This window comes from Pseudoduganella buxea (assembly GCF_009720835.1).
GTDB lineage: Bacteria > Pseudomonadota > Gammaproteobacteria > Burkholderiales > Burkholderiaceae_D > Rugamonas > Rugamonas buxea.
On the sequence record NZ_WNKZ01000043.1, the window covers coordinates 1 to 18,850 of the forward strand.

At 66.3% G+C, this 18,850-nt stretch carries 17 protein-coding genes; 10 read left to right on the forward strand and 7 right to left on the reverse strand.

Annotated features, from left to right (window positions below):
* Positions 1-504 precede the first annotated feature (504 nt).
* The 8 genes from fdx to GM672_RS15405 all read left to right on the forward strand — a co-directional run bounded on the left by fdx (position 505) and on the right by GM672_RS15405 (position 9,222).
* Positions 505-843 (forward strand): ISC system 2Fe-2S type ferredoxin, encoded by a 339-nt coding sequence (fdx, locus tag GM672_RS15375; RefSeq protein WP_155471416.1) that lies wholly within the window; start codon positions 505-507, stop codon positions 841-843.
* A gap of 162 nt (positions 844-1,005) precedes the next feature.
* A complete protein-coding gene (locus GM672_RS15380; protein WP_155471417.1) occupies positions 1,006-3,513 on the forward strand; it encodes a heavy metal translocating P-type ATPase in 2,508 nt (835 codons plus the stop codon).
* Positions 3,514-3,526: 13 nt separating this feature from the next.
* Positions 3,527-3,994 (forward strand): Cu(I)-responsive transcriptional regulator, encoded by a 468-nt coding sequence (gene cueR / locus GM672_RS15385; protein ID WP_155471418.1) that lies wholly within the window; start codon positions 3,527-3,529, stop codon positions 3,992-3,994.
* A gap of 634 nt (positions 3,995-4,628) precedes the next feature.
* Entirely contained in the window at positions 4,629-5,519 is an 891-nt protein-coding gene (locus GM672_RS15390) for a JmjC domain-containing protein (RefSeq protein ID WP_155471419.1), read from the forward strand.
* A gap of 127 nt (positions 5,520-5,646) precedes the next feature.
* Positions 5,647-5,901: a hypothetical protein gene (locus GM672_RS15395; RefSeq protein WP_170300084.1), complete on the forward strand. Its 255-nt coding sequence runs from the start codon at positions 5,647-5,649 to the stop codon at positions 5,899-5,901.
* A gap of 14 nt (positions 5,902-5,915) precedes the next feature.
* Entirely contained in the window at positions 5,916-6,263 is a 348-nt protein-coding gene (locus tag GM672_RS28380; RefSeq protein ID WP_170300085.1) for a hypothetical protein, read from the forward strand.
* A 133-nt stretch (positions 6,264-6,396) separates the two neighbouring features.
* Positions 6,397-7,890 (forward strand): aminotransferase class V-fold PLP-dependent enzyme, encoded by a 1,494-nt coding sequence (locus GM672_RS15400; protein WP_170300086.1) that lies wholly within the window; start codon positions 6,397-6,399, stop codon positions 7,888-7,890.
* A 363-nt stretch (positions 7,891-8,253) separates the two neighbouring features.
* A complete protein-coding gene (locus GM672_RS15405) occupies positions 8,254-9,222 on the forward strand; it encodes an extracellular catalytic domain type 1 short-chain-length polyhydroxyalkanoate depolymerase (RefSeq protein ID WP_155471422.1) in 969 nt (322 codons plus the stop codon).
* Between the two features lie 12 nt (positions 9,223-9,234).
* On the opposite strand, the gene GM672_RS15410 is transcribed toward GM672_RS15405, so the two are convergent.
* The 5 genes from GM672_RS15410 to GM672_RS15430 all read right to left on the reverse strand — a co-directional run bounded on the left by GM672_RS15410 (position 9,235) and on the right by GM672_RS15430 (position 14,265).
* Complete coding sequence (locus tag GM672_RS15410; protein WP_155471423.1) at positions 9,235-9,840, reverse strand: TetR/AcrR family transcriptional regulator; 606 nt, start codon at positions 9,838-9,840, stop codon at positions 9,235-9,237.
* A 46-nt stretch (positions 9,841-9,886) separates the two neighbouring features.
* On the reverse strand, positions 9,887-10,567 hold the full coding sequence (locus GM672_RS15415) for a type 1 glutamine amidotransferase domain-containing protein (RefSeq protein WP_155471424.1): 681 nt from the start codon (positions 10,565-10,567) through the stop codon (positions 9,887-9,889).
* 163 nt (positions 10,568-10,730) lie between these two features.
* Positions 10,731-11,948: a YeeE/YedE family protein gene (locus tag GM672_RS15420; protein WP_155471425.1), complete on the reverse strand. Its 1,218-nt coding sequence runs from the start codon at positions 11,946-11,948 to the stop codon at positions 10,731-10,733.
* A 110-nt stretch (positions 11,949-12,058) separates the two neighbouring features.
* Positions 12,059-13,060, reverse strand: coding sequence for an EthD domain-containing protein (locus GM672_RS15425; RefSeq protein ID WP_155471426.1), 1,002 nt, complete (start codon positions 13,058-13,060; stop codon positions 12,059-12,061).
* Positions 13,057-14,265: an MFS transporter gene (locus GM672_RS15430; protein ID WP_155471427.1), complete on the reverse strand. Its 1,209-nt coding sequence runs from the start codon at positions 14,263-14,265 to the stop codon at positions 13,057-13,059. Before GM672_RS15430 ends, GM672_RS15425 begins: the two co-directional genes overlap by 4 nt.
* Positions 14,266-14,364: 99 nt before the next feature.
* Here GM672_RS15430 and GM672_RS15435 point away from each other — a divergent pair, with 99 nt between their 5' ends.
* Entirely contained in the window at positions 14,365-15,285 is a 921-nt protein-coding gene (locus tag GM672_RS15435; protein WP_155471428.1) for a LysR family transcriptional regulator, read from the forward strand.
* 3 nt (positions 15,286-15,288) lie between these two features.
* On the opposite strand, the gene GM672_RS15440 is transcribed toward GM672_RS15435, so the two are convergent.
* Positions 15,289-15,705: a VOC family protein gene (locus GM672_RS15440; RefSeq protein ID WP_155471429.1), complete on the reverse strand. Its 417-nt coding sequence runs from the start codon at positions 15,703-15,705 to the stop codon at positions 15,289-15,291.
* A 112-nt stretch (positions 15,706-15,817) separates the two neighbouring features.
* On the opposite strand from GM672_RS15440, the gene GM672_RS15445 reads away from it, so the two are divergent.
* Entirely contained in the window at positions 15,818-16,570 is a 753-nt protein-coding gene (locus GM672_RS15445) for a helix-turn-helix transcriptional regulator (protein WP_229417753.1), read from the forward strand.
* On the opposite strand, the gene GM672_RS15450 is transcribed toward GM672_RS15445, so the two are convergent.
* Positions 16,495-18,780, reverse strand: a complete 2,286-nt coding sequence (locus GM672_RS15450; protein WP_155471431.1) for a hybrid sensor histidine kinase/response regulator — start codon at positions 18,778-18,780, stop codon at positions 16,495-16,497. The genes GM672_RS15445 and GM672_RS15450 overlap by 76 nt on opposite strands.
* Between the last annotated feature and the right edge of the window lie 70 nt (positions 18,781-18,850).

The following is an 18,850-nucleotide window of genomic DNA, read 5'->3' on the forward strand; positions in this document are numbered from 1 at the left end:
TCAAGATTATGATTTGCCATGAAAGCGGTGGGTTGAGTTAAGAACTGTTGGTCGCACAACAAGTCTATCTCTTCTTCACCGCTTTCCTCACTTCAGCCTCGCCTTCACGTCAATCCGTGAAGAACCTATTTTTTTGCCACCCCCTGGCCATCCTCTCCGCATCCCTGAAACAGGCGTGATCCGGCAATGTTTTGAAACGTGCACGGTGCCGCTTGACCTTCCCGCGATGGGAAGGCTTATCGTGAACTGGTCCGAATCCGAGGAGACGCAAATGTCCGACTTAACACCACGTTTCACAGCCTTGCCGATGCCTTCAAAGGTGAGCGAATGTCTTGAGCGCGCCGGGAACGATCCGGCCATGGATGCACGCGGCGGGGCCGGATCGGGGCCGCGGAGCGATGCAAAGCACGCCGCCGGGCCGGCGCCTGCCGCCGCGGGAACGCACGGGGCCGAGTGCCTGCTGGCGCGGTATCGGCGCCCGTCCAGGCCGGCAGCGGAGCCGTCATGACGAGGGTCACGCTACTGCCGCATCCGGAAGTGGCCCCCGAGGGCGCCGAGATCGACGTGCCCGCCGGAACCAGCATTTGCGACGCGCTGCTCGACAACGGGATCGACATCGACCACGCGTGCGGCAAGGTCGGGGCTTGCACCACCTGCCACGTCGTCGTGCGACGGGGCTTCGATTCCCTGGCCACGGCAAGCGACAACGAGGAAGACATGCTCGACAGGGCCTGGGGCGTGGAGCAGGGGTCGCGGCTGTCGTGCCAGGCGATCGTCGACAGTGCCGACCTGACCGTGGAACTGCCGCGCTACTCGATCAATCACGCGAAGGAAAACACTTGACCGCAAGATCTGCCGACAGCGACAGCGACTACGTCCGCCGTGCCGTCCGGGCCTTCATGCCATGGACGCGCCATGGCGTTCGATAGGCGGCAGGCCTTGACCTTCCCACCGTATCAAGGTGTAGGGTGTCGGCATGGCAAACTGAATGTATAAGGAATCAATATGCATAGCGCAAATTTGAGGCCGTCGACTGCCGGCGGCGCAACGATCAGCCTGCCGATCGAGGGCATGACCTGCGCTTCGTGCGTCGGCCGGGTCGAGGCGGCACTGCGCAAGGTCGCCGGTGTCGGCACGGTTGCCGTCAACCTGGCCACCGAGCGCGCCGTGATCGAGCCGAGCGGGAACTCCGACATCGACCGCGCGGCGCTCGTGGCGGCGGTCGTAAAAGCCGGTTATGAAGTGCCTGCACAGACGGTCGAGTTCGAGATCGAAGGGATGACTTGTGCCTCGTGCGTCGGTCGTGTCGAACGGGCGCTGCGGGCCGTGCCCGGCGTCGACACGGCGGCGGTCAACCTGGCAACGCAGCGCGCGACCGTGCGAGGGGGGGCCGCGACCGAGGCGCTGCTCGCCGCCGTGGACAGGGCCGGCTACAGTGGCAGGATGACGGGCGGCGCCAGCGGCACCCAGGCCGCCGCCGACGGGTTGGCGTCGGCCCGGCAGGATGCCGAGCGCGAGGCGCTCAGGCGCGATCTGCTGCTGGCAACGGCCCTGGCCGCGCCCGTGTTCGTTCTCGAAATGGGCTCGCACCTGGTGCCGGCTATTCACCGGTGGGTCATGGACACCATCGGCATGGCGCCAAGCTGGTATCTACAATTCGTGTTGACCACGCTGGTGCTGGTGCTGCCCGGCCGGCGCTTCTACGTGAAGGGCGTGCCGGCGCTGCTGCGGCTCGCGCCGGACATGAATTCGCTCGTCATGCTCGGCACCCTGGCTGCCTACACCTACTCCGTGATCGCCACGTTCGTACCAGCCTTGCTTCCCGCCGGCACGGTCAATGTCTACTATGAGGCGGCGGCCGTCATCATCGCGCTGATCCTGCTGGGGCGATTCCTGGAGGCGAAGGCGAAAGGCCGTACGTCGCAGGCGATCCAGCGGCTGGTCGGCCTGCAGCCGAAGGTGGTGCATGTCCTGCGTGACGGACTCTTTACCGATGTGGCCGTCGATGCCGTCGCTGTCGGCGACGTCCTCCAGGTAAGGCCCGGCGAACGCATTCCGCTGGATGGCGACGTCATCGAGGGCGACACCTACGTCGATGAATCGATGCTCAGTGGCGAGCCGGTGCCTGTCAGGAAGACGCCCGGCAGCGGGGTGGTGGGCGGCACCGTCAACCAGCAGGGCGCGATCACCGTGCGTGCTTCGGCCGTGGGGGCACAAACCGTCCTGGCCCAGATCATCCGGCTGGTCGAACAGGCCCAGGGTTCGAAGCTGCCGATCCAGGCGGTGGTCGACCGCGTCACGATGTGGTTTGTTCCGGCCGTGATGGTCGCGGCCGGTTTGACCTTCCTGGTGTGGCTCGCCTTCGGCCCCGCGCCCTCGCTGGGCTTCGCACTCGTCAACGCCGTCGCCGTGCTGATCATCGCCTGCCCCTGCGCCATGGGCTTGGCGACACCGACATCGATCATGGTCGGCACCGGGCGGGGCGCGGAACTGGGCGTGCTGTTTCGCAAGGGGGAGGCGCTGCAGTCGCTGCGCGACGCCAGCGTGGTGGCACTGGACAAGACCGGCACCCTGACCGAGGGGCGGCCCACGTTGACGGACCTGCTAACTTCGCCAGGGTACGAGCGCAAGGAAGTGCTTGCGTTCGTTGCAGCGGTGGAGGCACACTCCGAGCATCCGATTGCCCGTGCGCTGGTCGAGGCCGCCGAGCGGGAGGGCGTCGAACGCCCTGCCACGACAGGCTTCGGTTCCGTGACGGGCATGGGTGTGTACGCGGTGGCCGGTGGGAGGCGGGTGGAAGTGGGCGCCGACCGGTATATGCGGCACCTGGGGCTGGACGTGGTGGAATTCGCGCTGGCGGCCGAACAGTTGGGACGCGACGGCAAGTCGCCGCTCTACGTTGCCATCGACGGTCGTCTCGCGGCCATCGTGGCGGTGGCCGATCCGATCAAGGCCGGGACGGCCGCCGCCATCGCCGCATTGCACCGGCTGGGCTTGAAGGTGGCGATGGTAACGGGGGACAACCGGCGCACCGCGAATGCCATTGCCTCCCAGCTTGGGATCGATGACGTCGTGGCGGAAGTGCTACCAGAAGGCAAGGTCGAGGCTGTCAAACGGCTGCGCGCAGCGTATGGCGCCGTGGCGTTCGTCGGCGACGGCATCAACGACGCGCCGGCCCTGGCGGAAGCCGACGTGGGACTGGCGATCGGCACCGGGACCGACGTCGCCATGGAGGCGGCCGACGTCGTGCTGATGTCGGGCAGCCTGCACGGCGTGCCCAACGCCATCGCCTTGTCGAAGGCGACGATTGGGAATATTCACCAGAATCTTTTCTGGGCCTTTGCCTATAATACGGCGCTGATACCGGTAGCGGCCGGCATGCTTTACCCACTGTACGGATTGCTGTTGTCCCCGGTGTTTGCCGCAGGCGCGATGGCATTGTCCAGCGTGTTCGTGCTTGCCAATGCATTGCGCCTGCGCAGGTTCAAGCCGCCGCTTTTGCATGACCAGTGAGAGGAGAATGGATATGAATATCGGCGAAGCTTCAAAAGCCTCGGGCGTATCGGCCAAGATGATCCGCTATTACGAGGAAATCGGGCTGGTGCCGCCTGCCGCGCGCAAGGAATCGGGCTATCGCGCCTACAGCGTCAATGACGCCCACCGCCTGCGCTTCATCCGGCGGGCCCGCGACCTTGGCTTTTCCGTTTCCGAAATCGGGGAACTGCTGGGCCTATGGAACGACCGGTCGCGCCACAGTGCCGACGTGAAGCGGCTGGCGCAGGCCCATATCGCGGAACTGCGCGAACGCATCAAGAGCCTGGACGAGATGGCCGACACCTTGCAGAGACTTATCAGCTGCTGCGCAGGCGACGAGCGCCCGGACTGTCCGATCCTGGCGACGCTGGAGCTGCCGGAAGAGGACGCACCGCCGGCACGGGTACGTGGCCGCAATCCCGCCAGTACCGGCCTTCGCCGAAAGGTATTGGACCAGTAGGCGCCGACCCAGTCCGCCTTCAAGGCTGCTCCCGTCACCATCGGCGGGCCCGGCGAATCCCCACCTGCGGCCCAGCGCCAACCCGGCGCACCAGGGCGTTTTTCCGCGCAAGCCAGTCCGGCCGGCCCAACGATTGAAGGCGAGCGCGCCCGCGCAAGTGTTCGGCGCGCTCTGAGCGAGCCGGGCCATCCCATCCCCATCCCCATCCTCCGCTGCCGTCGGGCCGAACGCATCTTCATTGCATGCAGCGTGTGCAGCGGATTATCTGCCCGTTTCACGTCCTTTCAAACCCGCATTAATCCGCTTCACTTCAATCACCCTGTCAGACTTACGCGTTGTTCAAGGCCGCGACTTGTAGTAATCCACCGGAAAATAGAATCCGATAAGGCGCGGCCGTCAAAAAAAGCATAAAACTGGCTTGCGTGCAAGCAGTGGCTTTATTCTTGCATGTCAAAAAAACATCAACTATCAAATTAAAAGTCACGGCATATGTTGAAACATTCCGGCGCCGTGATAGCATATTTGCCAGATGCGAACGCCTATCATTACGGCGGGCGTGGAGAGCCGCCGCCAGGATATTCGATATTTCTCGAAGTAAAATTTTTGACGCTCAATTCCATTATGCCAAGCCATCATGAACAACTTTAATATCGATAAAGAGTGCTTTAGAAAGGAATTCTTCGAAAAGAATCTCCTTCATATGAAATCCTGCCTCGATCCCGCCCGGTATGACTGGGAGGATTTTGGTAACGATTTTTTTTCGATCGAACCGGGCTTGGGAACGGTACGGCTTTACCGCGATGGCCGGGTCGATCGGCAGGTGTACCAGCATGCCGCGCAGAATAACGAGGAGGTCGGCTTCAAGTTCGACGAGGCGAGCTTCGCCAATATATTGAACAACGGCGGCTCGATGGTGGTGAACCGGTTTGAAAAGTCCAGCAGGTACGTGGCGGCACTGTGCCGGGAATTGTCCGATTACAGCGGCCATGCGACGGTCGGCAACGCATACGCGACGAAGGGCGGCACGGGAACGTTCGGCAAACACTGGGATTCCCACTGCGTCTTTGCGGTCCAGTTGATCGGCAAGAAGCACTGGACGGTGTTCCGGCCCACAGTCGATTTGCCGCTCAGCACCCAGAACGGCTTTGCGAAAGCCCCGCCGACGGACACGGAGATGGTCTTCGACGGCATTCTCGAAGCGGGCGATGTGCTCTACATCCCGCGTGGATGGTGGCATGCGGTCAATCCCCTCGCCGACCAGCCGTCCCTGCATATCGCCGTCGGCATCCACACGCCGAAGGTGCTCGATTACCTGAAGTGGGTACTGATCCACAAGATGTCCGCCAATAAGGAGTTCAGGGAAACCATGGCGCTCACCAGGCTGGACGCCGGCAGCATGGCGCAGGCGTGCGAGCTGCTGACGAGTAGTTCAACCAGTAGCGAAACCTTCGAGGAGTACCTAAATGCCCTGAACATCTCACTGTCTGAAAAACCCTATATAGATTTCGACTCCATCTTCAAATAAGGGAAATACAATGCGTATATTGAGCGGAAATAACTATGCAGTTGGCGAAGTAATGAGTGCAGCGTCGAGCGGGTGCACGACGGCTCCCGAAGGCGAGGATACTTACTCCTTTACGATGCCAATGGGAATGACCGTCAAGTCCACCCTGGAAGCCAATAACAGTACGTCGATCAGCATTTTCAACAGCGCGGGCGAAAACGTCATGTTCTGGAACTCCGGCACGTGGGTGTCCTGCATGGTGATCGGGACCGGTGTCGGCATGATGGTAACCTCGTTTTCGATGAATCCGCTGCTGGGCACATTGGCCGCCAAGCTTGCCCAGTACGGTTGCACCCATTATGTGAACCGGACGTACGAGGACGGCGATTCGTATATCTGCTGACGGAGCGATGGCAGATGGGTAAAAGAGCGCGCTATTACCTGGCCTCGATGTACGGAGCCTTGCTGCTGATCGGATGCGCCGGCTATTTCCTGGCGCCGAAAATCGTCCTGATCGTCGCCTTGGCCATCGGTGGGGCCGTGGGGGCCGCGCTGCTGGAGAAAGCCTATGGAGTTGTCGTCAAGGGCGTCCTTAACGAACAGCCAAGGCTGACACAAGCAGGCTGGCTGATTGCCCTGGCAGTGCTGTCGATCGCCGGTGCGCTTGTCCTGTATGCGACAAGCGGCGAGGTGGGACCGACGGGCTTTTTCCTGGGCATTGGCATTTACTGTTTGCAATCTCTTCTTCTCAGGTCGCCCCCGTGAGCCGGCAAAGACGGGCCGCCGGCCCGCTGTGCTGGTCGGGGAATGTACCGCAAGCTCATGCAAATGCAAGCCACATACTTCGCGCACCCATTCCAGGGGGCGCCGTGATCAACCGCATAGAAAGAAGATATCCATGAATAACGAAATCGATCGCAAGTCGAAACAGAATCAGTTGTCCTCGGATGCAGGCGCCAGCGACCATCCGGCGCGCGAACACGACCGAAGGTCCTTCCTTCGCTTCCTTTCCATCGGCGCCGGTAGCGCCATCATCGGTGGTGCATTCGCCTGTGGACGAAGCGCCCTGGCCGCCGGCACCGACGGCTCGGCGGGCGTCGCCGCCACGACGCGGGCCAGCGCCCTGGTCGACGACCATGGCTTCTGGACGTCGATCCAGGATTCCTTCATCCGGTCGACATCGGACGTGGTACTGAACGTCGATGCCGGCTCCGTTGCGCCGAAACTGGCCCTGCGCGCCCTGAACCGGGACAGCAGCGTCGTCGAGAAGGGCGTCATCGCCGGCGGCTTCACGACACTGGCCTCGCAGCGTGCCACCATTGGCAGCATTCTCGGCGCCGCGCCGGATGACACGGCACTGGTCAACGGCGCCACCGACGGCATCATGCATGCCCTGTCGGGCTTCAACTGGAAGGCCGGCGACATGATCTTCTATACGGATCATGAACATCCCAACGTCATTTCCGTCATCAAGTCGCTGGAATTCGTTTCCAAGATCGTTCCGGTGAAAATCACGCTGCCCACGTCGGCCCGCGTGTCCGCCGCCGAAATCGCCGCGGCCGTCGAAGCGAAGGTGGCGCGCCACCGGCCGGCGAAGCGCAGCCTGTGCGCCCTGGTATGGTCCTCGCCGACCTACCAGACCGGTGTCATGCTGCCGATCGCGCGGATGGCGGCCATCGCCCGCAAATACGATATGGTTTCCGTCTGCGACGCGGCGCACCTGATGGGGATGGCATCGATCGACTTCTCCCGCCTCGATGTCGACTTCCTTTCCACCTGCGGCCACAAATGGCAGTGCGGACCGAGCCTTACGGCGGCGCTGCTGCGCGATCCGCGGCTGGCGGGCATCTGGTCCACCAACAGCCAGCGCAGCAGCGGCAAGGCGTTCGGCCCGAGCCTCGGCTTCGGCGCCGAGGTAAGCAAGGCCGGCGTGTCGTCGGTCGCCAAGTTCGACGCACTGATCGCATCGTGTTCGCTGTGGGACGATATCGGCCGCAGCAAGATCGAAGCCTATTCGCTGTCGCTGGGGGCCTACCTGAAGTCGCGTATCGAGCAGGCGTGGGGACAGAGCAGCCTGCGTTCGCCGCTGGCCGACCCGGAACTGCTGTCGGGGATTACCACCTTCGATCCCTTCGCCGATACACCGCTGGCAAGCAAGCCGAAGGCCTACAAGCTGTTCGTCGACCAGTTGCGCGACACCCATGGCTTCATCGTGCGTGCCGTCAAGCTGCCGTCCGACGGCCAGGTCCGTTCGGGCATCCGGATTTCCACGCCACTGTGGGTGGAGCAGGGCGATATCGACCGCCTGATCGACGTGATGCAGAAACTGGCGAAGAAAATCCAGTCGGTGAAGGTGTCGATCGACGAAGTCGATCCCACGTTCGCGCTCTGAGGGAGCGAGGGCGCTCGCCACGAGTGACCGTACTGAATTAAGCCCCGTTCGAGACGAACCCCAGAAGCCGGATACCGGCTTCTGGGGTTTTTTGTTGGCCACGCAGGGAGCGGGCGGCGGCCCGTCCACCAACGGCTGGCTTATGTAATCGACCGTACGGACGGCGCCAAAGCGCACCGGCATGCTGAAAGCTCGTCGGGCAGCTCACGAAACATGGCCCGGGGCAGGGTAATGGCGCTGACGCGTGCTCAGCGCTTACTCCTACGCCGCAAGGCGGTCGCTCCTGACATGCTGCAACTCAGCATCGCCCGATAATGCAGGAAAAGAACCGGAGACTTCCAAAATGAACGACAGGAGTCCGAAATGCTGCTAACCATGATGGATGCCTGGACCTCGCTTGCCTTCGGCAAGGTCCCGGCCACGCCACTCCCATATTCCATGCCTGCCGCGGCCGATGTCCCGGGCCGCTTTATCGCCGGCCAGTTCCACAGCGACGTCGGCTCGCTGGCCTACAAGCTGTTCGTGCCCAGCTGCTATGACGGCACGCCAATGCCGCTGGTCGTCATGCTGCATGGCTGCGGCCAGGACGCGGACGATTTCGCCCTGGGCACGGGCATGAACGAATTGGCCGAGCAGTTCGGTTGCCTGATCGCCTACCCGCAGCAGTCGCGCGGCGCCAACTGGCATGGCTGCTGGAACTGGTTCGACAAGGCGAATCAGGTGCGCGATCAGGGCGAACCCGCCCTGATCGCGGGTGTCACCCGCAAGATCATGCAAGACTACGCGGTCGATCCCGCCCACGTGGGTGTCGGCGGCCTGTCGGCCGGTGGTGCGATGGCCGTCATCATGGGCCGCACGTATCCGGACCTGTTCACGGCCGTCGGCTGCCATTCGGGCCTGGCCCATGGCAGCGCCACGGACAGCCATGGCGCAATCCTGGCCATGCGCAACGGCGTCGACGTGGCGCCGCTGGAGCAGGCCACGCCGGTGGCGGGCGTGCCCACCATCGTCTTCCATGGCGACAGGGATACGACCGTCCACCTCGATAACAGCGATGGGGTGGTGCGGCAGTCGATGGCGTCGCCCCGGCTGTGCGGGGGCAGCGCGAAGGTGCACCGGTCCGAGCAGGCCGGCAACGCCAAGCGCGCATTCACCCGCATCGTCCACCGGGGCGCCAGCGGCGAAGTGCTGGCCGAGCAGTGGACCGTGCACGGCGCCGGCCACGCATGGTCCGGCGGCAGCGCACGCGGCAGCTATACCGACGCCAGCGGTCCGGACGCCAGCAGGGAAATGCTGCGCTTCTTTATCGGTCCGGCCGCCACGGAACAATAGGGGCGCGCCCGTTCACCCCTTCAGGTGCAGCAGGCGGCGGGTCGTCGCCATGGCCGTGTCGAAGGGCCCGGTGGCGCGCACGATCTTGACCATCACGCTCGCGCCCAGCCACAGCTGGTACAGGCCCTGCGCCACCTGCATGGGAGGCTCGTCGATGGCCAGCGAGCCTTCGTCAACGCCGCCTTCGATGGCGGCGGCAAGCCGGGCGACGATGGCGGAGGTGCCGTCGTCCAGCACCGCGCGCATCGATTCGGACAGGTCCGCCACTTCCGCCGCAAGCTTGACGGCCAGGCACTTGCCCTGGCAATCCTGGAAGGACTGATTGTCCCGCCACATGTCGAAATACGTCACCAGGCGCTGGGCCATCGTCAGCCCCGGACGGGCGAAGGTGTCGTCCATCTCTGCCAGGTAGGCATCGAAGTAGTGCGCCAGCAGCGCCTCGCCGAATGCGTCCTTCGACGCGAAATAATGATAGAAGGAGCCTTTCGGCACCTTCGCCGCCGTCAGGATCTCGTTCAAGCCGACGGCCGAGAAGCCCTTGCCGGACATGATGCGCCGGCCGACGGCCAGGATGGTTTCCCGGGCGTCGGATGCGTCGTTGCTGTGTGCTTTGGCCATCGCGGCACTCTACCAAAGATCAGACCGGTCGGCTAGGCGTCATGGATCAGCCCAGCTGTTCCAGCAGCAGCTTGGCGGCGGCAGCCGACGAAGCGGGATTCTGCCCCGTGATCAGGAGGCCGTCGCGCACCACGTACGAGCCCCAGTCCTCTCCCTTCGAATACACGCCGCCCTTAGCCTTCAGTTCGTCCTCGACGAGGAAGGGCACGATATCGGTCAGCCCCACGCCTGCTTCTTCCGTGTTGGTGAAACCGGTGACCTGCTTGCCTTCGACCAGCGGGCGGCCGTCCGGCGCCTTCACGTGGCGCAGCACGCCCGGTGCGTGACAGACCAGGGCCACGGGTTTACCGGCGCCCAGGAAGGCCTCGATCAGGGCGATCGAATGGCGGTCCTCGGCCAGGTCCCACAGGGGGCCGTGGCCACCCGGGTAGAACACGGTGTCGAAGTCGGCCTGGTCGACGCTGTCCAGCCGTACGGTGTCGGCCAGCTGGGCCTTGGCTGCCGCGTCCGCCTCGAAGCGGTGCGTCGCATCCGTCTGCGACGACGGTTCATTGCTTTTCGGGTCCAGCGGCGGCTGTCCGCCGGCCGGGGAGGCCAGCACGATCTGCGCGCCGGCATCCTTGAAGGCGTAATACGGCGCGGCCAGTTCTTCCAGCCAGAAGCCCGTCTTGCGACCGGTGTCGCCCAGCTTGTCGTGGGAGGTGAGGACCATCAGTACTTTTTTCATCGCTATTTCCTTCAAGATCAATTAGACCGGTCGTCTAGAATGGGGCCCAGTTGCACCGTTTCCCGACCGATGCATCCACGATAACATCAAGTAGACCAGTCGTCTAGTGATTTCGATGCGTGCCGGAGCGGGGCGTGGAGTGGGGGGGGGGCTGCCCCCTGGCTCAGCAGGCCGTCGGCCTGGCCCGTTCCACTTCCAGTCCGAACAGGGGCCGCAGCCGCGTGCCCAGCACATTGCCGGCAAACGCGCACACGAGCCACAGCCAGCCATGCAGGCTGCCCGACACGATGCCGCTGAAATAGGCGCCGATATTGCAGCCGTAGGCGAGGCGGGCGCCGTAACCCAGCAACAGTCCGCCCACGACGGCCGCGATGAGCGAGCGCAGCGGCAAGCGCCAGACGGGGGCATAGCGCCCGGCCAGCGCCGCGGCCAGCATGGCGCCCAGCACGATGCCGATGTCCATCACGGACGTGACGTCCTGGGCGATGGGCGCCGCCAGCGCGGCGGCATTGGCCTTGGCCGACCAGTAGGTCCAGCTGGCCACGTCGATGCCGAGGGCCGATGCTGCCTTGGCGCCCCACAGAGCGAAGGCCGACGTCACGCCCCACGGGCGTCCGGACAGCGCCATCGTGGCGAAATTGAGCAGCACCAGCATCAGCGCGCCCGCCACCAGGGGCCACGGGCCGTGCAGCCAGGGCGAATCGTGCGCCGGCTGCACGTGGGCCGGTACGAGGCGGCCGTGCCGGCGCCGTTCCACCAGCACCGTCAGCGCCGCGATCAGCGCGAAGACGATCCAGTTGGCGGCCAGCGCCGGCGCCAGGCCCAGGGTCTTGACCACGGAGACGGGCGCCAGCTGCGGCAGCGACGTCCAGAACGGCATATGGGCTGTGCCGATGACGGAGCCGGCGATGAAGGCGACCAGCGTGACGAGCATGCGCGTGCTGCCGCCGCCGACGGTGTACAGCGTGCCCGAGGCACAGCCGCCGCCCAGCTGCATGCCGATGCCGAAGATGAAGGCACCAACGATGACGGAGGTGCCGGCAGGCGAGACCAGGCCCCGCACGGGATTGCCGAACAGTTCACCAGCCGCCAGCGCCGGGAAGAACAGGGCCACGCCGACGGCCAGCATCAGCATCTGCGCGCGCAGGCCGGCACCACGGCCGTCGGCGATGAAGACGCGCCAAGCGGACGTGAAGCCGAATGCCGCGTGATACAGGGTCACGCCCAGCAGCGCACCGATACCATACAGCGCGGCCTGGCGTGGTCCGACGGCCTGCGCCAGGTACCAGGCGCCCAGCACGATGAGCAGCAGGGCCACGCCCAGCGGGCGCGGATTGATGGTGGCACGCGAGGCCAGGGAAGGGGAGGCGGCAAGGGACATGGCAGTAGGGCAGTAAAGACGTAGGCAGGCATTTTCTCGTGTTTCCGGTTTTCCTGCAGGCGGCGCGCCAGCGAAACGCGCGCGCCAGCGGCATGCGCCGGGCGCGGGAATCAGGGCCTTTGCGTCACCAGCTCGGGCCCCAGCCGGTTGATGATGCTGTAGTTCAGCGCCGTCCACCATTCCGAGCCTGCGCCCGTCAGCGCGTTTTCGCCAGCTTCGATGACGGCGAAAGCCTCGCTGACGACGAAATCCTCGACGTCGTTCATCGACGCGAACGACAGCACGGAGACGGCGTCGATGCGGCTGCCTTCGGGATCTTCCTGCGTCGAACCGGCGTTGTGCAGCTGGGCGTAGCGCCGCACCAGCTCGCGCGTGGCCGGCTGGGCCAGTACCAGGGCCGCATGCTCGTCCAGCATGGCTTGCTGGAACGCTGCACGCGACAGGCCTGGCGCGCGCACGTGGATCTTGACGAGGCTGATGGGATCGCGGTGTCGCTCGCTGGGGATCAGGAGGTATTCGCGGGCGAATTCGCGCGTCACCATGCGAAAGGCCACCTGCTCGTCGGCGACGATGCGTTCGGCGAATTTTTCCTGCTGCAGCGTGCGGCCGATATCGTCTTCCGACGCGTAGGCGATATAGGCGAAACCGTCCCAGCGGGGGCGGCGCAGCGCCGGCACGTGGCGCTGCGGATCGGCCGGGAGCAGGCCGTCGCCACCAATCATGGCCCGGTACGGCGGGCGCGCGAAACAGGACGGGCCCGACGCGATGCGGTGCACCTGGTCGTAGCGCAGCACGAGGTCGGAACTGCTGCCCGGCTCGTCCCAGGCGAATTTCGGCCCGTGCACCTTGCGCCAGTATTCATCCCAGTGCTCGAAGGCCAGGTTGGGCGTACCCTCCAGCGCCAGCGCGCCGGGATGGCGGTCCGGCTCGCGCACTTCCCGGCCGCTCCGGTCGCGCGACGCGCCCGGGTCCTGCGCCCGCTCGGCGCGCGGCGTGGCATCGACGCGGCTGACGAAGGTGGGCGTGACGATCAGGGGCCGGTCGGTGGACGGCCTCACGGATGCCAGCGGCGGGCGGTGCTGGTTGTCGGCGCGGTCGAAATCGGTGCTCATGGACGTTCTCCTGTAGGGTTGGGGGCAAGTCCGGCGACGGCCGGCACGGCCAGCGCGGCCAGCAGCGCGATGGCGGCGGAAACGTAGCCGACATGGCTGGCGCCCCAGGCCGAGATACCCAGGCCGCCGACCAGGGCGCCCAGGGCGATGCCGCCATTGGCCGCCGAAACATTGATCGTGCCGGCCAGTGCCTGCGCGCCCGTGGCCGCCTTCATCACGCGGATCTGGCAGATCGGATACAGCGCCGTATTGGCGATGCCCCAGACGCCCAGCGCGATGGCGAACGCCATGCCATTGCCGGCCAGGGCCATCGTCGCCGCCATGCCCAGCGCCAGCATGATGCAGAACAGCGCGGTCGTGCCCAGCGGCCTGCGGTCGACCCAGCGCCCGCCCAGCCAGTTGCCGGCCAGGCCGACGGCGCCGAAGCCCATCAGCCACCAGCCCACGCGGCCCGGGGCGATACCGGCGGACTTTTCCAGCATCTCGGCCAGATAGGTGTAGCCCGTGAACATGGCCGTGAAGACCAGCACCGACAGCGCCACATTGGCCAGGAAGAACGGGCTTTTCAGGATACGCGCCTGGCTGCTCAGGCCGGCGGCCTTGTCAGAACGGACGGCGGGCATCGTGACGGCCATCAGGATCGCCACCAGCAGCGACAGGCCGGCCAGCAGCGCAAACGCGCCGCGCCAGCCCAGGGCGTCCGACGCCAGGGTACCCAGCGGGATACCGAACAGCATGGCCGCCGAGATGCCCAGGTAGACGGTCGAGACGGCGCTGCCGCCCTTGCCGGGGCCGGCGATGCGGGCCGCGGTGTCGCTGGCGGTGCCCCAGAACACGGGCAGGGCCAGCGCCGGCAGCAAACGCGCCACCAGCAGCACCCAGTAATTCGATGCCACCGAGGCCAGCGCATTCGATGCCGCGAACAGCACGAGGATGGCGACGAACAGCCGCTTGCGGTCGACATTGGCCAGCAAGGCCGTCAGGAAGGGGCCGGAGACCATGACGACGACGGCGAACAAGGTCACCAGCTGGCCCGCCGTCGTGACGGAAATGGCCAGGTCACGGGACAGGGCCGGCAGCAGGCCGACGATCAGGAATTCCGTCGTGACGATGACGAAGGCGGCGATGGCAAGGATGGCGATCGACAGGCTGCTGCCCGGGTGGGGCAGGGCCGGGGCAGCGGAAACGGTGGAGGAAGACGGCATGGTGGCTCGGCGGAAGTAGACAAGTCGTCATGCTATAGTGGAAAGCATTTCTTATCTCGGATGTTCTTTCCCATAACACTGGAAGAAAAGTCTTAAATCATGCACCCGACGGAACGCCTGAAAGGGCTGGAAACCTTTGTCGCCGTTGCCGAAGCGGGCAGCTTCACGGCCGCCGCCCAGCGCCTGAGCCTGACCAATTCCGCCGTTGGCAAGAGCATCGCCCGCCTGGAAGACCGGCTGGGCAACCGTCTGTTCGAGCGCACCACGCGCCGGCTGGCGCTGACGGAGGCGGGCGAGGCCTTCCTGAAGGTCTGCGTGCGCGTGCTGGAGGAACTCGAAGGGGCCGAGCGGGAGCTCTCCTCGCAAAGGCCGGAGCCGGCCGGGCCGCTGCGCGTGAACCTGCCAGCCACCTTCGGCCGCTTGTGCGCATTGCCGGCATTGATGGCCTTCGCGGCGGCCCACCCGCAGGTGGTGCCGCACATTGCGTTTACCGACCGCTTCGTCGACCTGGTCGAGGAGGGCCTGGACCTGGTGGTGCGTATCGGCGGCGACGGCACCTGGCCGGCCGCGCTGGCGCACGAATACCTGGGCAGCGAGGAACTGGTCTTCTGCGCTTCGCCAGCTTACGTGGCGGCCCATGGGGCGCCCGCGAACGTGGCCGAACTGCTCGAACGCGATGCCATTCTGTATGGCCGGGCCGACGGCGGCGTCAGCCCGTGGCTGCTCGCCACCGGCGACGGACCGCCCGTGCGGCAGCAGGTTACCGCCCGCGCCGTGTTCGGCCAGGCCGAGGCCCAGGCCGCGGCCGTGGCGGCGGGACTGGGCGTCGCGCAGATGGCCACGTGGCTGGTGGAGAAGCAGCTGCGTGCCGGCACGCTGGTAACCATCCTGCCGGCACTGGCCACCGAAGGCCTGCCGCTGTACCTTGTATGGCAGCGCAGTCGCCAGCATTCGCCCAAGGTGCAGGCGCTGCTGGCCCACCTGCGCGGTGCGCTGGCGATCCGGCCACCTGCCGGGTGACGCTCAAGCCGTCCGGGCCACGTCCAGCACCCACGTCACGCCGAAGCGGTCCTTCAACATGCCATACAGCGGTGTCCACGGCGCCGGCGCCAGGGGGTGGAGGATTTCTCCCCCGGCGGCGAGGTTGTGCCAAAAGTCCTGAAGTTGCGCCGGCGAGTCGCCCCGTACGGAGACATAGAACGGCTTGTCGCCGGGGTGCCACGTCGTGCCAGTGGGGACGTCGTGGGCCATGATGTGGAAACCGTTGTCGGCCCGGACCTGTCCCCAGATGATGCGTGCGGCATCGGCATCGGTGTCGGCTTGCCCGGCATCCCGGTAGGTCGCCGCCGTGACTCCCCCGCCGAAGACCGCGTGATAGAAGTGCAGCGCCGCGCCGGCCTGGCCGTCGAAATTGAGATGGGTCACCGTTTGAATCGTCATAATTGCTCCTTGGATGATGAGGGCGTGAGCCGCAACCGGCCGGCCACGGGGTGCTACTATAGCCAGCCCTGCTGCCAGTTTCCGTCAGTTGCCGATGTCCCGATCCGACCGCTTGTTCATCCTTCTCCAGGCGTTGCGCGACGCGCCACCGCCCGTGACGGCCGCGCAGCTCGCCGCGGCAACGGGCGTCTCTCCACGCTCGATCTACCGCGATATCGACAGCCTGCGTGCCGGCGGTGCCACCATCGAAGGTGAGCGGGGCTACGGTTACACGCTGGTGGAAGACGGCAGCCTGCCGCCCCGGGCGTTCAGCCGCATCGAGCTCGATGCGCTCGTGCTGGGACTGGCGGAAGTGCGGCAAATGGGCGACCCGGCCCTGGCCTGCGCCGCCGCGGCCGTGCTGGGGAAACTGGCGGCAACCCTGCCGTCAGTGGGCCAGCAGCACCTGCTGCACGCGGTGTCGAAGGCGCACCGTTTCACGCAGCGCTACCCGGTATTGCCGGACATGGACCTGATCAGGCACTGCTGCTGGCGCGAGGAGGCGCTGGCCATCACGTACCGTGACAGTAAAGGTGTCGAAACGGTGCGCACGATCTGGCCGCTGACCATCGTCTATCTCGACGCGATGCTGGTGGTGCTGGCACGTTGTTGTCTGCGCGGTGATTTCCGGATGTTTCGCACCGACCGGATACTGACGGTGGCTGCCACCGGCGCCAGCTTCCGGCCACGGCGGGCCGCGCTGCTGCGTGACTACCTGGCGGCGCTGGAATGGGCGGGCCGCGCCGGCTCTCACGCCGGGGGCGCCATGATCGCCGCCGCCAGTGCTTCCAGCAATTCGCCCGGCGGCACGGGCTTGACGAAATAGCGGTCGAAGCCTGCCGCCGCGGCCTTTTCCCGATCTTCGCTGCGGCCATAGCCGCTCAGGGCGAACAGCACGATGTCCGTGCTGCGGGCGCGGATCGTGCGCGCCAGCGCGTAGCCGTCCATCACGGGCAGGCCGATATCGAGGATGCAGGCCATCGGCAGGCCACCTTGCAGCCGCCGCAGGGCCGACTCGGCATCGTAGGCGACTTCGCAATCATGGCCGGCGCCGCGCAGCAGCACGGCCAGCATGTCGGCCGCGTCGCGGTTGTCGTCCACCACCAGCAGCTCTACCCGCCGTGCGGGGGCTTCCGCAGGGGCCCCCGCGGGCGCCGCGCTGCGTAGTGCCGTCTGGGGCAGGCCGACGACGAAGCGGGCACCCGTGCCGGAACCTTCGCTGTATGCCTGCACGGTGCCGCCATGCAGGGCGACCAGGCCGGAGACGATGGCCAGGCCGATGCCCAGGCCGCCCTGCGAGCGGTCGGCGCCGCGCTGGCCCTGGGTGAACAGGCCGAACACGTGCGGCAGCAGTTCCGGCGCGATGCCGCAGCCGTTGTCCGTCACGGTCAGTTCGACCTGGTCGCCGGCCCGCGCCAGGCCAACGCCGATGGTGCCGTGAGCCGGCGTGAAGCGGGCGGCGTTGCTGAGAAGGTTGGCCACGACCTGCGTCAGCCGCGCACGGTCGCCGTTGACGCCTTGCGGCGCGGGCGGCAGGTCGACCTGCAACTGCTGGTGCTTCGCCTGGAGCAGGGGCCGCGCCTGTTCCAGCGCGTCCTCGATGGCGAGGCGCAGGTCGAAGGGTTGCGGCACCAGCTCGATCTTGCCGCGGCTGATGCGGGCGGCGTCGAGCAGGTCGTCCACCAGCCGGGTCAGGTGGGACGCCTGCCGCGCGACGATGGCGGCGGCATGCTTGATCTGGGCCGGCTGTGCCATGTCGCCCTGCATGATGGTGGCGGCCGCGCTGATCGGCGCCAGCGGGTTGCGCAGCTCGTGCGCCAGCATGGCGAGGAATTCGTCCTTGCGCCGCTCGGCCGTGCGCAAGCCCTGTTCGGCCACCTCGCGCGCGGTGACGTCGATGGTGACGCCGCGCAGCCGGCGCACGCGGCCATCGGACTCGGCGATGGCCCGCCCGCGCAGGTCCAGCCAGATGGTGGCCCCATCGTCGGCGCGGCGGGCCCGCACGATCATCTGGTACTCGCCGGCGCTGTCGACGGCGGCCTTGCGCGCCTGTTCCAGCGGCGGCAGGTCGTCCGGATGCACCAGGTGCCATGGCTGGCGCAGTTCGTCCAGGGTGGCGCCGAAGAGTTCCGTTGCACTGTCGGAAAACAGCACTTCGCGCCGCTCGATGTCGAGCTCCCACACGGCCATCCGCGCCGCCATCAGCCCGTCCTTCAGGCGCTCTTCGTTCAGCAGCAGGGCCTCGCGCGCGCGGCGCGCCTCCGTCACGTCGACGCCGGACAGGAACACACCCGACGGCCGGCCGTCACCCACCAGCGGTTGCAGCGCGAAGTCGACGAAGTGGAGGCGTTCGGCCAGGCTGCCGGCCGTGCCGGCGTAGATCGGCGTCTCGCGCGCCGCATACGGCGTACCGCTGCTCAGGGCCGCGTCCAGCTGCGCCATCAGGTGAGGCGTGGCCAGTTCGGGCACGGCGCCGGCGAAGGGCAGGCCGATCAGGTTGCGGCGGTCGACCAGCGTCTCGAAATCGACGTTCGACAATTCGATCAGGTGGGCCGGCCCGCGCAGGATGACGACAAAGCCGGGTGCCTGCAGCAGCAGCTTGTACAGGTGATCGCGCTGCGCTTCGCTCTGCGCCACGCGGGTGTCGGCCAGGGCCTGCTCGGCGCGCAGGCCGCGCCCGGCGTAGAGCCGCCCCAGGCCGCCCAGGTAGATCGACAGCAGCCCAACGAGGGCGAAGGCGGCGATGGCGGCCGGCTCCTCGCCTTCCCAACCGGCCACCGCATCGTGCCTGGCCAGCAGCCAGCTGCCGCTGGCCAGGCCGGCGGCGTAGACCAGCATGGCCGGGCCGCGCCCGAAAGCGGCGGCGGCAAAGACGAGGCAGGGGCTGAAGATGAGGAAGGGCGCGCGGCCGCCGTCGAAGGACCATTGCAACAGCTCCAGGCCGACGGACAGGCCCGCCAGCACGGTGGCGCCGCCCCAGCGCGCGCCAGTACCGAGCGAGGCCATGCGGCGCATGATGCGGGCGTTACTGAACATCGCGGGGTCCGCTCCGGGCGTGGCGCAAGGGTGGAGTTCGCACGGGACAGGGCAGGTCAGCCGACCCGGC

Coding starts and splice junctions, on each gene's coding strand:
- fdx (WP_155471416.1), top strand. CDS start 505: ATGACGAGGGTCACGCTACTGCCGCATCCGGAAGTGGCCCCCGAGGGC.
- GM672_RS15440 (WP_155471429.1), bottom strand. CDS start 15,705: ATGACGATTCAAACGGTGACCCATCTCAATTTCGACGGCCAGGCCGGC.
- GM672_RS15415 (WP_155471424.1), bottom strand. CDS start 10,567: ATGAAAAAAGTACTGATGGTCCTCACCTCCCACGACAAGCTGGGCGAC.
- cueR (WP_155471418.1), top strand. CDS start 3,527: ATGAATATCGGCGAAGCTTCAAAAGCCTCGGGCGTATCGGCCAAGATG.
- GM672_RS15380 (WP_155471417.1), top strand. CDS start 1,006: ATGCATAGCGCAAATTTGAGGCCGTCGACTGCCGGCGGCGCAACGATC.
- GM672_RS28380 (WP_170300085.1), top strand. CDS start 5,916: ATGGGTAAAAGAGCGCGCTATTACCTGGCCTCGATGTACGGAGCCTTG.
- GM672_RS15420 (WP_155471425.1), bottom strand. CDS start 11,948: ATGTCCCTTGCCGCCTCCCCTTCCCTGGCCTCGCGTGCCACCATCAAT.
- GM672_RS15425 (WP_155471426.1), bottom strand. CDS start 13,060: ATGAGCACCGATTTCGACCGCGCCGACAACCAGCACCGCCCGCCGCTG.
- GM672_RS15390 (WP_155471419.1), top strand. CDS start 4,629: ATGAACAACTTTAATATCGATAAAGAGTGCTTTAGAAAGGAATTCTTC.
- GM672_RS15435 (WP_155471428.1), top strand. CDS start 14,365: ATGCACCCGACGGAACGCCTGAAAGGGCTGGAAACCTTTGTCGCCGTT.
- GM672_RS15410 (WP_155471423.1), bottom strand. CDS start 9,840: ATGGCCAAAGCACACAGCAACGACGCATCCGACGCCCGGGAAACCATC.
- GM672_RS15450 (WP_155471431.1), bottom strand. CDS start 18,780: ATGTTCAGTAACGCCCGCATCATGCGCCGCATGGCCTCGCTCGGTACT.
- GM672_RS15430 (WP_155471427.1), bottom strand. CDS start 14,265: ATGCCGTCTTCCTCCACCGTTTCCGCTGCCCCGGCCCTGCCCCACCCG.
- GM672_RS15405 (WP_155471422.1), top strand. CDS start 8,254: ATGCTGCTAACCATGATGGATGCCTGGACCTCGCTTGCCTTCGGCAAG.
- GM672_RS15400 (WP_170300086.1), top strand. CDS start 6,397: ATGAATAACGAAATCGATCGCAAGTCGAAACAGAATCAGTTGTCCTCG.
- GM672_RS15395 (WP_170300084.1), top strand. CDS start 5,647: ATGACCGTCAAGTCCACCCTGGAAGCCAATAACAGTACGTCGATCAGC.